The following is a 14,461-nucleotide window of genomic DNA, read 5'->3' on the forward strand; positions in this document are numbered from 1 at the left end:
TATCTACGTACGGATGTTCCGTCTGTAACACTGCCACGCCCGACTTCATTCCGAGACACCAGGTCCGATCCGCGAGACGATTTCGTCCCAGTAACCGGGCATCGCCTCCCAGGGGTGGGTCAGGCCCCCGCGATCCGTCCGGTCGGTGAAGTAGATGGTGCCCGCGCCCTGCCAGCGGGCGATGCGCAGCGCCTCCTCCAGGTGCCCGCCCGGCATGCCGTGGACGAAGTGGCAGAACTTCTCGGGCGGGTAGTCGGCGGTCCACTCGGCGACCTGGGACCAGCGGTAGTCGCTCCAGGGGCCGGTGAACGTCACCAACTGCTCGGCGGACTCGGCGTATCCGGGATACGGGTGGGTGCCGTGGCCGAGCACGATGTACGCGTCGTCGACGAGGGCGCGCAGGGTGGTGACCGTGCGGCGGATCTCGGGCAGGGCGATCCGTTCGGTGGGGCACCGGTCGAGCAGGAACCCGTCCACCTGGTACCAGTCGAGGAAGCGGTGGGCGTCGGAGACGATCTCGCCGAAGGTGCGGGCGCCGTGGGTGGCGTCCACGTGACCAAGGACACGCACCCCGGCGTTGCGCAGCCGGGCCGCCGCCGCCAGGCAGTGCGGGTCGGGGCGGCTGCCGGGACCACGTGCGACATTCAGGACGACCCAGTGCAAGGGGGTTGCCGGGCGGGTGAGTTCGGCCCATTCGGCGGGGGCGACGAGGGGGTGGGCGAAGCCCGGGATCCCGAAGCCGAGGCGTACGTCGGTGCTGGACTGGCCGAGGGCGGCGGGGGTCAGATACGGCATGCCGCCTCCATCCAGATGTCGGCGAGGGACTCTTCGAGGTTGATGCGGGGGCGCCAGCCGAGCCGGTCGCGGGCGGTACGGACGTCGGCCTGCTGCCAGCTTCCGCAGCCGTCGGGGTACGGGTACGCGGCGGGCGGGGTGTGCATGCCGTGGTCGGATTCGGAGCGCGGGTGGCCGACGGTGGTGCGGACGCCCACCGACGGCGTGTCCAGTTCGTGGAGGGCCCCGCCGAATCCGGCGACGCGGGCGAGCACGGAGGCCGCGTCGCGCAGCCGTACCGCGCGGCCCGAGCCGATGTTGATGACGCCCTGGGCCGCGGAGAGCGAGGCGGCGTGCACGGCGCGGGCGACGTCGCGGACGTCGATGAAGTCGCGCTGCGCGCCGAGGCCGCCGAGCTTCAGCTCGCCGTCGCCCGCCTGCATCGCGCGGCGCATCGCCTCGGCGAGCCGGCCGAGCGGGGAGCCCGCCGGGGTGCCCGGTCCCGCGGGGGAGAAGACGCGCAGGACGACGGCGTCGAGGCCGGAGCCGAGGACGAGTTCGGTGGCGGCGAGCTTGCTGACGCCGTACGGGCCGCCGGGCCGGGGCACCGCGTCCTCGGCGGTGGACGAGCCGGGCTGCGAGGGCCCGTACTCGGCGCCGCAGCCGATCTGCACCAGGCGGGCGCCGCAGCCGCTGCGGCGCAGGGCCTCGCAGACGGTGGCGACGGCGACGGTGTTGTGCCGGGTGAGGTCGCGGGCGCCGCCGCGGGTGGCGCCCGCGCAGTTGATGACCACTCCGGGGTGCACGGCGTCGAGGAAGCGGGTGAGCGCGCCCGGGCTGCCGGTGGCGAGGTCGAAGCGGACGTCGGCGTCGTCGCCCCGGCCGAGCGCGGTGAGCTGCACGGCGGGGTCGGCGAGGAGCCGGTCGGCGACGAAGCGGCCGATGTACCCGTTGGCTCCGATCAGCAGGACCCTCATCGGACGCCTCCCAGGGTTCGCGGCGACAGCACCGGGCGGGCCGGCGGCGCGGGGGGCACCGACGACGCCAGGGGTACCGGCGGCGCCGGAGGCACCGGGAGTACCGGGTGGACCGCGCGCGGCACGCGCTGCCCGTGGGTTCCGCGCTGCCCATGAGGTCCGGAGTATCCGGCGTATCCGGTGCCTCCGGGAGGAGGGGTGGTCATCTGGCGTTCTCCTTACGGATGTTGCTGAGAGTCGAAGGGAGGGCCCGCGGTGTCGGCCCCGCGGGAGGAAGGTGGGGCTCAGGCCAGGTGCGGGGTGCGCCGGGTCGGGGCGCGTCCGGCTGTGGCTCGGGTGGTGCGTGTGGCAGGCACTCGGGTGGTGCGTGTGGGGGTCATGGGGTGCTCGCCCGGTCGTCGGTGCGGGCGTGGGCGGAGGCGAGGGTGAGGGTCCGGTTGACGTGGACCAGCAGGAGGAGGGCGGCGACGGCGCACACCGTGCCGGGCACCACCCCCGCGCCGAGGGCGTCGACGGCGCTCTCCACGGGGACGCCGAGGACGGCGCAGCCCGGCAGTCGCGCGGCGAACACGGTGGCGACGGCGAGGATCTCGGCCCCGGCGGCCACGCCCAGCACCACGGCCGGCGCGTGGGTGCGGCCGTGTGCGCCGAGCAGTCGGGCGAGCAGCAGCAGGACGCCCAGGGCGCCCGCACCTGCGTAGTCCGTGCCGGGGGCGGCCCCGGTGACGACGGCTCCGGCCGCGGCGAGGAGCACGGCGAGGGCGACCGTGAAGAGCAGGACGCAGCCGAGCAGCAGGGGGCGCACGGAGGAGGTGAAGTCGGCGAGGCCGCGGCTGGCGGCGAGGCGGCGGCGGGCGCCGGCCGCGAAGAGCCGGGCGCACCAGGTCGCGGGCGCCACGGCGACGGCGAGGGCGAGGAGCGGGGCCGTGGCAGGGGCCCAGGTCTCGTCGGGGCCGCCGGCCAGTGCCGCGTTCAGGAGTCCGTCGCCGAAGACCGTGTAGAGGAGGAGCGACCAGACCCACAGCCGGGTGGCGGGCGCGGGGGGCCGGGCGCCGGCGCGCAGGGGGCCGTGGCGCAGGGTGGTGCGCAGGGCGACGGCGAGGGCCAGGGCGCCGGTGACCGCGACGGCCAGGTGTGCGGTGCCGGTGGTGAGACGCAGGGCGAGCAGGGCGAGGGCGCAGACGGCGCCGGGCAGCAGCGCGAGCCCGGCCCACGCGCCGTGTGCGCCGGTGGTGGGGGCCGGGGCGGTGGTGGCCGGTGCGCCCGGTTCGCCGTCCCTCGGCATGCGCGCGTACATCTCCTCGGCGAGCGAGAAGACGTCCTTGTGCCGGTAGTGGGCGGCGGCCCGGTCGGTCAGGCCGTGCGCCTCCAGGCCGGCCGCGATCTCCAGCGGGTCGACGGCGCGCTCGCACAGCTCGCGGTGGCGGTGCATCAGGACCTTGACGGGGTCCACTCCGGAACGGCGCTGCCCCGTGCGGGAGCCGGCGGCCCGGGACGCCCGCGCCCCGGTGCCGGGCACCTCGGTGCGCGTCGTCCCGGTGGCCGGCAGGTCGGTGCTCGGGGCGGTGCGCGGCGTCGCGGTGGCCGGCAGGTCGGTGCTGTGGGCGGGCCGTGGGCGGGTGGGGCGGGGCGCGTCACCGGTGCCGGTCGTCCTGCGCCACGCGGCGGACTCGTGCAGCAGGTCCGAGTCGAGAGTGTCGAGGGGGTCCGGGGACGTGTCGAGGGGGCCCGGGGAGTCGGCGGCGCCGGTGGCTTCCGGGGCGTCGACGGCGGTCTCGGGCGCGGTCGGCTGTTCGGTGACGGTCAGGGCCAGCGCCTCTTCCGAGCTGGTCCCCCAGGCCCCGGCGCCCACCGGCACCCGGGGCACGTCGGCGCGGCCACGGCCGCCGTCCGGGCCGTCGAGGTCGTCCCTCGCGCTCATGCGTCCCCCTCCCCGCCGCCGCGTGTCACGCCGGCCAGTTCCTCGCGCCCGCCGCCGAGCGCGGTCGCCCGGCGCGGCACAGCCGTACCGGTGGAGCGGCCGGCCGGCCAGGTGCCGCCGGTGGCCGGTGCCGTCCAGCGGCCCGGTACGTGGGCCTCGGGCGGATGGGCGAACGGGCGGGGCTCCCCGGCCGCGTCGACGGCCTCCCGGCGCACCGGGCAGTGCGAGACGATCTCCAGGTAAATGCCGTGAAATGCCGCGACGTTCTGCTCGACGGTGAAGAGTTCCAGGGCGCGGGCCCGGGCGGCCGCGCCGAGCCGTTCGCGGCGTTCGGAGTCGCGCAGCAGGGCCACGCACGCCTCGGCGAGGGCGCGCGGGTTGCGCGGGGGCACCACGAGACCGGTGCCGCCGATCACCTCGACGACGGCGCCCACGTCGGTCGACACCGTCGCGCGTCCGCAGAACATGGCCTCGACGAGGCTGATCGGGAAGCCTTCGACGACGCTGGAGAGGACGACGACGGCACCGGAGCCGTAGACCTCGGCGAGGCCGGGCGCCTCCGGGGCGCCGAGTTCTTCGAAGGAGACCGGGTTCTCACCTATGACGTGCAGGCCCGCCGCCTCGTCGGGGAAGAGCTGCGCGGCCAGAGCCTTGCAGTGCCCGAGGTACGCCTTGGCCCCCTGCTCGCTCCCGGTTCCGGTACCAGAACCGGAACCGGAGCCCGCGCCCGAGCCGAGCGCCGCGGCCGGGCCCGCGCTCACACCCGCACCGGATCCCGAGCCGGATCCCGAGCCCGAGCCGGAGCCGGAGCCCGGTCGAGAACCCGTCGGCATCGCCCCCACGATGCGCAGCCGCGCTCCCGGCTCCTCCTTGCGGACCTCCGCGAAGGCGTGCAGCAGCGAGATCAGGTCCTTGGACGGATCGATCCGCCCGACCCAGACCAGCGTGTCCGGCTCCCCCGGCTCCTCGCGCTCGCCGACCTCGGCGAAGCGGGAGGCCTCCATACCGGGGTGGACGGTGCGCAGTTTGGCGCGGTCGGCGCCGCACCGTTCCTGCCAGCGCCTGGCGTGGGCGTTGCCCGGGGTGATGACGGCGGCCTGCCGGTAGACCTCGGCGGCGAGCCGGCCGTGGAAGGCGGCGAGGAGCGCGCGCACCGGCGCGCTCAGCTCGGCGTCGCCCGCCGCGATGTAGCGGGCCCGCAGCTGCACCCCGTACTCGGTGACGAGCAGCGGGACGCCGTGGAACCGCTTGGCGATCAGTCCCGGCAGGGCCGCCGCCCCGCCCGAGGTGGCGTGGCAGAGGTCGACGGCGCCGAGACCGCCGCCACCGGAGCCGTCGGCCGCGTCGTCGTACCAGTCCAGGGAGAGCGGGCGCAGTACACACGCGACCTCGGCCGCGAAGGCGAGCAGGTCGGGCACCCGGGCCCCCCGGGCGGCGCGCAGGGCGCCGGGGGCGCGGCAGGCGCGCTCCAGGATGCGCACGGCGGTCTCGGAGCGCAGCGCGGACCCGAGGCCGCCTTCGTCGCGGGCGAGCTCGGCCAGCCCGTACAGCGCGTTGGCGAAACGGTCCGCCTCGCCGAGGGCGAAGGCGTCGGGGACGCCGGATCCGCTCCCGGCCGCGCTCCCGCTTCCGGACCCGTCATCCGTGCCGCTCCCGACCACGACCCCGTTTCCGGACCGGTTACCCGTTCCGCTCCCCGCCCGGTGACCGAGCCCGAGCCCGAGCCCGGACCCCGGGTCCGAGCCGATGCCGGCCCCGCTCCCGGTCCCGTTCCCCCTCCGGTTACCGGTTCCGCTGCCGGAGCCGTCGCCGGTTCCGCACACCACGGCCTCGGCCAGCTCGGCGTACAGGGTGGCAAAGCGGCGACGGGCGCGCCGTCCGAGTGCGCCGCGCACTCCGTCGCCAGCGGCACCCGCGCGCTCCGTCCAGAGCGGAGCGGTCCGCACCAGGGCCACCTGCGGGGGCAGTTCGAGCCAGCCCGCGGCCTCCTGCTCCTGGCTGCGGCTGAGCGCGTAGATGTCGAATTCGTGCTGCTCGAGCCCGCGCACGAGCCGGTCGCACCAGAGCCTGGCGTCACCGCTCACATACGGGTAGCCACCCTCGGTCAGCAGTCCGATACGCACGAGTACACCCCCGATCTCCCGTATGGGGAGCCGCCGTTGGGTCGGCGGCTCGCAGCGGGACGAACGTATGCGGACATGCCGGTGGCGCGATGGACGGTTGTCCATCGCGCCACCAAAAGGGGTGAACAGGCGTAACTTTCGCGCGCGCGTGACGTTCTGTCGCGCTAAGAGATCATCGCGCTACGGAACGCCACGAAGCGTCAACCGTTGGGGTACACCCAGGGGTTGGGCTTGCAGGTGATGCCCTGGAAGGTCAGGAACTTCGTCTGCTGCTGCATGACCGGGGCGAGCGCGCCGTCCTGGGTGCAGGTGACATGGTTGAAGCCCAGCCGGTGGCCGACCTCGTGGTTGATGAGCATCTGCCGGTAGGGGTGGATGGCGCTGTCGTGGAGCACGTGGTCGTACGTCTTGGAGCCCTGCGCCCACCGGTAGGCGTTGATCATCACGCGGTCGGTGGCGGCCGAGTCGCACGACACGTTGTCCTCGGTCGTGTCGAGTCCCGACTTCGCACACCAGTCCGCGGTGGTGCCCGGGCTGGCCAGAGTGATCACGAAGTCCGGCCGGCCGGAGGAGATCCGCTCGAAGGTGCGCGCGCTGTCGTGGGCCCAGCTCCGCTTGTCGTTCAGGGTCTTCTGCACGGCCTGCGCGAACAGCTTGCCGTCGAGTCCGAGCCCCTTCTCCACGTCGACGCGGTACCGGAACTTCTGCCCGTGCCCCGGCGCCTTGTCGGAGCCGCCGATCGCGTCGAACTTCCCCGACGCCTTCAGGTCGGCCGCGAGCGGGTACTTCTTCGCCATCTTCTGGTCGTACGTGGCCGGGGCGGCCTGCGCGGTCCTGGACGGGGTGGCCCGGTCGTCCGAGCGGGACGCCGAGTCGTCGTGGCCGCGTGCGCCGTCGGCGGACTTCGACGAGACGTCGCCGGATCCGCCGTGCCCGTCGGCCACCTGGCCCGCGACGACGACGGCGAGCACGGTGGTGACGGCCGCGGCGGCGATGCCGGTGAAGGTCAGGCCCTTGCCGCGCCTCTCCCGGCCGCCGTCGGCCTCGGCCGTCTCGACCACGACGGTGTTCCCGGAACCCGAGCCGCCGCCCGAGGCGTCCGTCCCGGGCGCCGCGTCGGTGCCCGTGGCAGCGCCCCGGCCGCCGCCGGAGGCCTGCGGGCCCTGGCGCGCTGACGGCGCGTCGAAGGCGTCGACGTACTCCTGGCGGGGCCGCGCGGACCGCGGGTGCGGCACGGTCGGCGTCCCGGCCGCCGGTGTCGCCGCACCCCGCGACGACGTCCGCGACTCGTCCCGCACACTCCCGGCCCCGGCACCTCCGGCCCGCTGCTCGGTGAGCGACCCGGCACCTCCGGCCCGCTTCCCGGTGAGCGACCCGGTACCGCCGGTCCGCTTCTCGGCGAGTGATCCCGCGCCCCAGCCGCCGCCCGGCTCCCGCTGCTCGGGGTGGCCGCCGCGGACGGACGGAGCGTCCGGCCGCGCGGGCGGGCGGGGTGCGGCCTGGACGGCACCCTCCGGTGCGACGTCCCTGCGCCGGCGCCCTGAGCCCGGGCCCTCCTGCTGCGGGCCGCTCGGCTCGGGTGGTGCGGGTATGTCGGCGGTGTCGCCGTTGTCCGCCGGCCCTCGGCGGCTGTGCCGTCCCACTCGCCGCCTCAGCTCCCCAACTTCGATCGGTGTGTCGTACTGTCCGGCGCGTCGTGCGCCTCATGTGTCTGGTGCGTTTGCGTCTGGTGCGTCTGTGTCTGGCGCGTCTCGCGTGTCTCGGATGACTCACGAGCCTCAAGGGACCCGCGCGCCTCGACCGACTCGCCCGCTTCGTCCTGTACCGCGCCGACCCCGGAACCGGAACCCGACGCGGAACCCGAACCGGACGCGGAACCCGAACCGGACGCGGAGCCGGACCGGGGCCCGCTCCGCTCCCGCGCCTCCCCCGGCACGGGCGTCCCGTTCAACGCCTCGCTGTCCGCGAGGAGTTCCCGGAACGCCGTCGCGACGGTCTCCGGGTATTCCATCATCGCCACATGCCCCGCGTCGGGGAGCGTGAGGAGACGCGACTCCGGGAAGGTGCGCGCCGCACGCGCCGCCATCCGGTAGGAGACGAGCTGGTCACGTCCACCGTAGACGAGGAGTGTCGGCGCGAGTACGCGGGCCGCCTGTCGCCACAGACCGTGCTGGCCACCGAGCGTGTACGCGTTCACGATCCCGCGCGCGGAGCGGGCCATCGCGTCCCAGAAGTACGGCAGTTGGAGCCGCCGTTCCATCTCCTCGACGGCCGCCCGGAAACCCTCCGGCGAGACGCTGCCCGGGTCTCCGTAACAGAGGGCCGTGACACCGCTCACACGCTGCTCGGCCGTCCACTCCTTGGTGAGCCGGGTGAAGAGCGAGGCCACCCCGGGCACGGCGAGCAGTCCGGTCGGCAGGGCGGTGCGCTGAACCCGGATCTCCGGCAGCGCGGGCGACACCAGCGTCAGCGTGCGGACGAGGTCGGGACGGACGGCGGCGACGCGGGTCGCGACGGCCCCGCCCAGCGAGTTCCCGAAGAGGTGCACGGGACCGCGCCGTTCGGCCTCCAGATAGCGGATGACGGCACGCGCGTGCCCGGTCACCGAGTAGTTGCCGTCGTCCGGCGGCGGCGAGTCGCCGAAGCCGGGCAGGTCGACGGCCTCGCCGTCGACGACGTCCTCCAGGTGCGGCATCAGCGCCGACCAGTTCTGCGAGGAACCGCCCAGACCGTGCACGTAGAGCGCGGGCGGCAGCCCCTCCCGGGTGCCCGGCCGCGAGCGGACCGTCAGGGTCACCCCCGGCAGACCGACCGAGCGCAGTCTCTCCCCCTCCGTGACCTGAACGGCGCCCGGCTTGGGCGCCACGGCGGCGACAGCGGGAGGCACACGCGGCGAATCGGTCGAAGGCATGCGGCATATGTTACGAGGTGATCACACTGAGGAGCGTGTGTTCGCCATCACAGATCGCGCACACCTCTCCCCAAAGCCTCCCCCCGCCCGCCGGGAGAGCCGGACCGGAACGGGGAAGGACGCCCACCAGGAGATCGCATAGCGCCCCGATCGGGTGTCTCCTACGCTCGATACAGGGCACCCGCCCACACACGGACAAGTGAGGAAAGGGAGCCACTGATGACGGTCGACCCGAGCGAGCCCGGGACCTTCACCGACAACCGCCCCCCGGAGATCGGGGTGGAGGAGCCGGAGGCCGACGCCGCCGAGCAGTCCACCGAACTGACCCCCCAGCAGGACGACGTGCCGGTCGATCCGGCCGACCCGGACGGCGCCGACGAGGCGGACCGGGTCGAGCAGGCGAGGGTGGTCGCGCTCGATGAGGACGACTATCGGTGACGCCGCCGGGACCGGAGGCGTCGGCCGCACGCGCACCGCTGCCGCCGCCTCCGTCGCCGCATCCATCGGTATGCGTCACTTTGTGCCCACAGGGGCGCGACGAGCGGCTTTCACAGACGTCCGGTCCGTGAAATTCTGCGCTCGCACCGCGCACATCCTGGTTACCCAAAAGTACGATGACGGCGCGGCGCACACTGCAGCACACGGACGATATTGGGAGGCGGCGTGACAGCCATCGAGCAGACGGAGGCGGCGCGCCCCAAGGGCACACGCCTGCCGCGCCGAGCCCGACGCAATCAACTTCTGGGCGCGGCACAGGAAGTGTTCGTGGCGCAGGGGTACCACGCGGCCGCGATGGACGACATCGCCGAGCGTGCCGGCGTCAGCAAGCCGGTCCTCTACCAGCACTTCCCGGGCAAGCTGGAGCTCTATCTCGCCCTGCTCGACCAGCACTGCGAGTCCCTGTTGCAGTCCGTGCGCACGGCGCTCGCGTCGACCTCGGACAACAAGCAGCGCGTGCAGGCGACCATGGACGCCTATTTCGCGTACGTGCAGGACGAGGGCGGGGCGTTCCGGCTCGTCTTCGAGTCGGACCTGACGAACGAGCCGGCGGTGCGTGAGCGCGTCGACCGGGTCAGCCTCCAGTGCGCCGAGGCGATCTCGGACGTCATCGCCGAGGACACCGGGCTGTCCAAGGACGAGTCGATGCTGCTCGCCGTGGGTCTCGGCGGCGTCTCCCAGGTCGTCGCGCGCTACTGGCTGTCGAGCGCGAGCCCGGTGCCCCGCGACAAGGCGGTGCAGCTGCTCAGTTCGCTGGCCTGGCGCGGCATCGCGGGGTTCCCGCTGCACGGCGCCGAGCACCTCTGAGCCGGCCGCTCGCGGGCCGTCCCGTTTTGTTCCCGGTGCGCTGTTCGCTCTTGGCGTGCCGCCGGGACGCCGGGAGCGTCGGCCGGGCGGGCTAATCTGTGCTGCGTACGGCGCGGTAGTCCGCGCGCATCACGGATCGTCGGAGGGACAAGGCCGTGGAGGTCAAGATCGGCGTGCTGCACACGCCCCGCGAGATCGTTCTGGAGAGCGGCCAGTCCGCCGAGGAGGTCGAGAGCGCGGTGTCCGCGGCGCTGTCCGGCAAGGCGCAGCTGCTTTCGCTGGCGGACGAGAAGGGTCGCAAGATCCTGGTCCCGGCCGACCGTCTCGCCTATGTGGAGCTGGGCGAGCCCGCAGTGCGGAAGGTGGGCTTCGGCCCTCTGTAGAGCGGATCAGCAGAGCGGATCAGCACCAGGAGGGGCCCGGCGGCAGGATGCCGCCGGGCCCCTTCTGTCGTTGTCCGTCGTTGTCCTGTCGTTGCCGCGGGTTCACAGGGCGACCACAGCCGGGACACACGGGGAGGATTGCGTTCCGGGTACCAGGGGTAGACCGGCTAGGACCGATTTGCACCTACTGGCCGCGCGGGAGGGACCCTCACCATGCTTCTCGAAGCCTTTGGATCCGCACTGCTCGGTCTGGCCCTCGCCTGGGCCGCGAGCAACCGTCTGCCGCACCGCCTGCCGTCGCGCACGCTGGTGCTGCCGACCGGGATCACCGGCGCCCTGTTCGGGGCGTTCGTCACGCACACGTCGCTGGGCTCCGGCCACGAGCTGGCCACGCTCTGCGGCTCGATCGTGATGGCGGTGGCGCTGCTGTCGCTGCTGCTGCGCCCCACCCGCCGCCGAGCGCGCCACCTCCCGACGTCCGCCTGAGGACGCCGCGAGGGGCGCGCGGCCGCAGGAACGGCCGCGCGGGACCGTACGGGCCCGCGCCGGACCGTGCGGGCCTGCGCCGGACCGTGCGGGCCTGCGCCGGACCGTGCGGGCCTGCGCCGGACCGTGCGGGCCTGCGCCGGACCGTGCGGGCCTGCGCTGGAGTGTGCTGGTACTACGCGGCGAGTCCGAGGGCGGCCATCCGCTTGGTGTGCGCCTCGGTGATCCGCGAGAACATCCGGCCGACCTCGGCCAGGTCGAACCCGTCGGCGACGCCCCCGACCAGCATGGTCGACAGGGCGTCGCGGTCGGCGACCACCCGCTGGGACTGCGACAGGGCCTCGCCCATCAGCCGCCGCGCCCACAGCGCGAGCCGGCCGCCGACGCGCGGCTCGGCCTCGATGGCGGCGCGCACCTTCTCGACGGCGAAGGACGCGTGCCCGGTGTCGTCGAGCACGGCGAGCACCAGCTCACGGGTGTCGGAGTCCAGCCGGGCCGCGACCTCCCGGTAGAAGTCGGAGGCGATCGAGTCGCCCACGTACGCCTTGACCAGGCCCTCCAGCCAGTCCGACGGCGCGGTCTGGCGGTGGAAGCCGTCGAGGGCGCCGACGAACGGGTCCATCGCCGCCGTCGGCTCGGCGCCGACCGCGGCGAGCCGGTCGCGCAACTGCTCGAAGTGGTGGAACTCGGCGGAGGCCATCTTCGCCAGCTCCGCCTTGTCGGCGAGCGTGGGCGCCAGCTTGGCGTCCTCGGCGAGCCGCTCGAACGCGGCCAGTTCGCCGTAGGCGAGGGCGCCGAGCAGGTCGACGACGGCAGCGCGGTAGTGCTCGTCCGCGGACGCGGTGGCCCAGTCCTGGGCGGCGATCCCGGTCGGAGCGTCGCTCGCTGCGTCGGTCGCTGCGGTGGCGGGCGTGGCGTTGTCAGGCGTCTCCATGAAGCGCACAATAGCCCGCTCACCGCCACGCGGAAGTCCCTGGTCAATGAGTGTGACGACGACTACGTGACCAAATCGGCCATCGCGCATGCGCGTTTCCGGGGTATGGTGGTAATGAGCCCGTCGAGTGCAAGCCGCCCTGCCCCCCATCGCAAGGGTGCTCGCACGCAGATGTGACGGGCCGCACGAATGAGGATGCCCGGTCGGAGGCCCGATCGGCTCCGACCCGACAGCCCTCCGGCTCGTACGTCACAAGGCGTCCGGATCGAGGAGGGACCCTCAGCGGCACGAGCGCTCGAGCGTCGGCAGTGGTCCCGCGCCACCCGGCCCCACCGCAGCAGCGGATCAGGGACCGGCGTACCAACGGCACGGCACTGGCACGGTCAAGACCCCCGCGTTCGCCTCGCACCGCACCTCACAGAAGAGGCAGCACCCTGACTACGCAGACTTCGACATTCCGTCAGCTCGGCATTCTCCCCGAGACGGCAGAGGCCCTTGAGGCAGTCGGCATCATCAATCCGTTCCCCATCCAGGAGATGACCCTCCCCGTGGCCCTGTCGGGCTCGGACGTCATCGGCCAGGCCAAGACCGGCACAGGCAAGACCCTCGGTTTCGGTCTGCCGCTCCTGGAGCGCGTCACCGTCCCCGCGGACGTCGAGGCGGGCCGGGCCACGCCCGAGCAGCTCACCGACACCCCGCAGGCCCTCGTCGTCGTCCCGACGCGCGAGCTGTGCCAGCAGGTGACCAACGACCTCCTCACCGCCGGCAAGGTGCGCAATGTGCGTGTCCTCGCCATATATGGCGGTCGGGCCTACGAGCCCCAGGTCGAGGCCCTCAAGAAGGGCGTCGACGTGATCGTCGGCACCCCGGGCCGGCTGCTCGACCTGGCCGGCCAGAAGAAGCTGAACCTGTCGCACGTGAAGGCGCTCGTCCTGGACGAGGCCGACGAGATGCTCGACCTGGGCTTCCTGCCCGACGTCGAGAAGATCATCAAGATGCTGCCGGCGAAGCGTCAGACCATGCTGTTCTCGGCGACCATGCCGGGCGCGGTCATCGGACTGGCCCGTCGATACATGTCGCAGCCCACGCACATCCGCGCCACGGCGCCGGACGACGAGGGCCAGACCGTCGCGAACACCAAGCAGCACGTCTTCCGCGCGCACAACATGGACAAGCCCGAGATGGTCGCGCGCATCCTCCAGGCCGACGGCCGCGGACTCGCGATGATCTTCTGTCGCACCAAGCGCACGGCCGCCGACATCGCCGACCAGTTGCAGAAGCGCGGCTTCGCCTCCGGCGCGGTCCACGGCGACCTGGGCCAGGGCGCCCGCGAGCAGGCGCTGCGCGCGTTCCGCAACGGCAAGGTCGACGTGCTGGTCTGCACCGACGTCGCCGCCCGCGGCATCGACGTCGAGGGCGTCACGCACGTCATCAACTACCAGTCCCCCGAGGACGAGAAGACGTACTTGCACCGCATCGGCCGCACCGGCCGCGCGGGCAAGAAGGGCATCGCGATCACGCTGGTCGACTGGGACGACATCCCGCGCTGGCAGCTGATCAACAAGGCGCTCGACCTGAAGTTCAACGACCCGGTCGAGACGTACTCGTCCTCCCCGCACCTGTACGAGGAGCTGAGCATCCCGGCCGGCACCAAGGGTGTGCTGCCGCGTTCGGAGCGCACGCGCGCCGGGCTCGCGGCCGAGGAGATCGAGGACCTGGGCGAGACCGGTGGCCGGGGCGCGTCGCCGCGCGGTGGCCGCGGTGGCCGTCCGTCGCAGGACCGCGACCGGGACCGGGACCGTCGTGACCGCGACCGGGACCAGGGCCGCGAGCAGGAGCGCGAGCGTTCCGCCCGTACCCCGCGCCGTCGCCGTCGCACGCGCAACGGCGAGCCGGTCGCCGCGGAGGCCGCGGCCGCGACCGCCACGGCCGCTCCCGTCAGCCCCGCCGGGCCCGCCGGGTCCGCCGGCCCCGCCGTCGAGGAATCCGCCGCTGCGGCGGAGCCGCGCACGCCGCGCCGTCGCCGCCGCACGCGTGGTGCCGTTGTCGCGCCGCCGGCCGGTCCGGTCGCCGCCGAGACCGTCGTGCAGACGGCGGAGGCGGTCGTCGAGGCCGTCGCCCCGGTGACCGAGGCCGAGATCCCGGCCCAGCCGCGTCGTCGTTCGCGCAAGAAGGCGGACGCCGTGGTGGCCCCGGTCGAGCCGGTGCAGGCCGCCGAGCCGGTCGCGGAGGCCGAGGCGAAGCCCGCGCGGGCCCGTACCCGTACGCGTAAGAAGGCGGAGGCGGTCGTCGACACGGTGGAGGCCGTCGAGGCCACCGCGCCCGTCGCGGAGCCCGCCGAGGCGAAGCCCGCGCGGACCCGGACCCGTAAGAAGGCCGAGCCCGTCATCGAGACGGTCGAGACCGAGGCCGTCGCGGAGACCAAGCCGCGCCGCACCCGCAAGAAGGCCGTCGCGGCCGTCGACACGGCGGAAACCGTCGAGACCAAGCCCGCCACGCGCACCCGCAAGAAGGCCGAGCCCGTCGCCGAGACGGTCGAGACCGAGGTCGCCGCGGAGACCAAGCCGCGCCGCACCCGCAAGAAGGCCGTCGCGGCCGTCGACACGGCGGAAACCGTCGAGACCAAGCCCGCCACGCGCACCCGCAA

At 73.8% G+C, this 14,461-nt stretch carries 12 protein-coding genes; 5 read left to right on the forward strand and 7 right to left on the reverse strand.

The genetic code is table 11. The features are described from left to right. Window positions 1-45: 45 nt before the first annotated feature. The 6 genes from ACIP5K_RS01090 to ACIP5K_RS01115 all read right to left on the reverse strand — a co-directional run bounded on the left by ACIP5K_RS01090 (window position 46) and on the right by ACIP5K_RS01115 (window position 8,706). Complete coding sequence (locus ACIP5K_RS01090; protein ID WP_401403704.1) at window positions 46-795, reverse strand: spherulation-specific family 4 protein; 750 nt, start codon at window positions 793-795, stop codon at window positions 46-48. Beyond that, a complete protein-coding gene (locus ACIP5K_RS01095) occupies window positions 783-1,751 on the reverse strand; it encodes an NAD-dependent epimerase/dehydratase family protein (RefSeq protein ID WP_401403706.1) in 969 nt (322 codons plus the stop codon). The genes ACIP5K_RS01090 and ACIP5K_RS01095 overlap by 13 nt, the downstream gene beginning before the upstream one ends. A gap of 376 nt (window positions 1,752-2,127) precedes the next feature. Beyond that, window positions 2,128-3,672: a hypothetical protein gene (locus ACIP5K_RS01100; protein WP_401403709.1), complete on the reverse strand. Its 1,545-nt coding sequence runs from the start codon at window positions 3,670-3,672 to the stop codon at window positions 2,128-2,130. Next, on the reverse strand, window positions 3,669-5,795 hold the full coding sequence (locus ACIP5K_RS01105; RefSeq protein WP_401403712.1) for a DUF3492 domain-containing protein: 2,127 nt from the start codon (window positions 5,793-5,795) through the stop codon (window positions 3,669-3,671). The genes ACIP5K_RS01100 and ACIP5K_RS01105 overlap by 4 nt, the downstream gene beginning before the upstream one ends. A 200-nt stretch (window positions 5,796-5,995) precedes the next feature. Beyond that, window positions 5,996-7,438: a DUF3152 domain-containing protein gene (locus tag ACIP5K_RS01110; protein ID WP_401403715.1), complete on the reverse strand. Its 1,443-nt coding sequence runs from the start codon at window positions 7,436-7,438 to the stop codon at window positions 5,996-5,998. Window positions 7,439-7,446: 8 nt separating this feature from the next. Then, window positions 7,447-8,706 carry an alpha/beta fold hydrolase gene (locus ACIP5K_RS01115; protein ID WP_401403718.1) on the reverse strand — a complete coding sequence of 420 codons (1,260 nt, stop codon included), beginning with the start codon at window positions 8,704-8,706 and terminating at the stop codon, window positions 7,447-7,449. Between the two features lie 219 nt (window positions 8,707-8,925). On the opposite strand from ACIP5K_RS01115, the gene ACIP5K_RS01120 reads away from it, so the two are divergent. The 4 genes from ACIP5K_RS01120 to ACIP5K_RS01135 all read left to right on the forward strand — a co-directional run bounded on the left by ACIP5K_RS01120 (window position 8,926) and on the right by ACIP5K_RS01135 (window position 10,880). After that, window positions 8,926-9,144, forward strand: coding sequence for a hypothetical protein (locus tag ACIP5K_RS01120; RefSeq protein ID WP_401403721.1), 219 nt, complete (start codon window positions 8,926-8,928; stop codon window positions 9,142-9,144). A gap of 225 nt (window positions 9,145-9,369) precedes the next feature. Then, window positions 9,370-10,011 carry a TetR/AcrR family transcriptional regulator gene (locus tag ACIP5K_RS01125; protein ID WP_401403724.1) on the forward strand — a complete coding sequence of 214 codons (642 nt, stop codon included), beginning with the start codon at window positions 9,370-9,372 and terminating at the stop codon, window positions 10,009-10,011. A 155-nt stretch (window positions 10,012-10,166) separates the two neighbouring features. Beyond that, window positions 10,167-10,394, forward strand: coding sequence for a DUF3107 domain-containing protein (locus ACIP5K_RS01130; protein ID WP_383497197.1), 228 nt, complete (start codon window positions 10,167-10,169; stop codon window positions 10,392-10,394). Window positions 10,395-10,607: 213 nt separating this feature from the next. Then, window positions 10,608-10,880 (forward strand): hypothetical protein, encoded by a 273-nt coding sequence (locus ACIP5K_RS01135; protein ID WP_401403727.1) that lies wholly within the window; start codon window positions 10,608-10,610, stop codon window positions 10,878-10,880. A gap of 175 nt (window positions 10,881-11,055) precedes the next feature. On the opposite strand, the gene ACIP5K_RS01140 is transcribed toward ACIP5K_RS01135, so the two are convergent. Further along, window positions 11,056-11,823: a ferritin-like fold-containing protein gene (locus tag ACIP5K_RS01140; RefSeq protein ID WP_401403730.1), complete on the reverse strand. Its 768-nt coding sequence runs from the start codon at window positions 11,821-11,823 to the stop codon at window positions 11,056-11,058. Between the two features lie 527 nt (window positions 11,824-12,350). On the opposite strand from ACIP5K_RS01140, the gene ACIP5K_RS01145 reads away from it, so the two are divergent. Next, a partial coding sequence (locus ACIP5K_RS01145) for a DEAD/DEAH box helicase (RefSeq protein WP_401403734.1) occupies window positions 12,351-14,461 on the forward strand: 2,111 nt, incomplete at its 3' end.

The organism is Streptomyces sp. NPDC088785, assembly GCF_044750685.1.
Classification (GTDB): Bacteria; Actinomycetota; Actinomycetes; order Streptomycetales; family Streptomycetaceae; genus Streptomyces.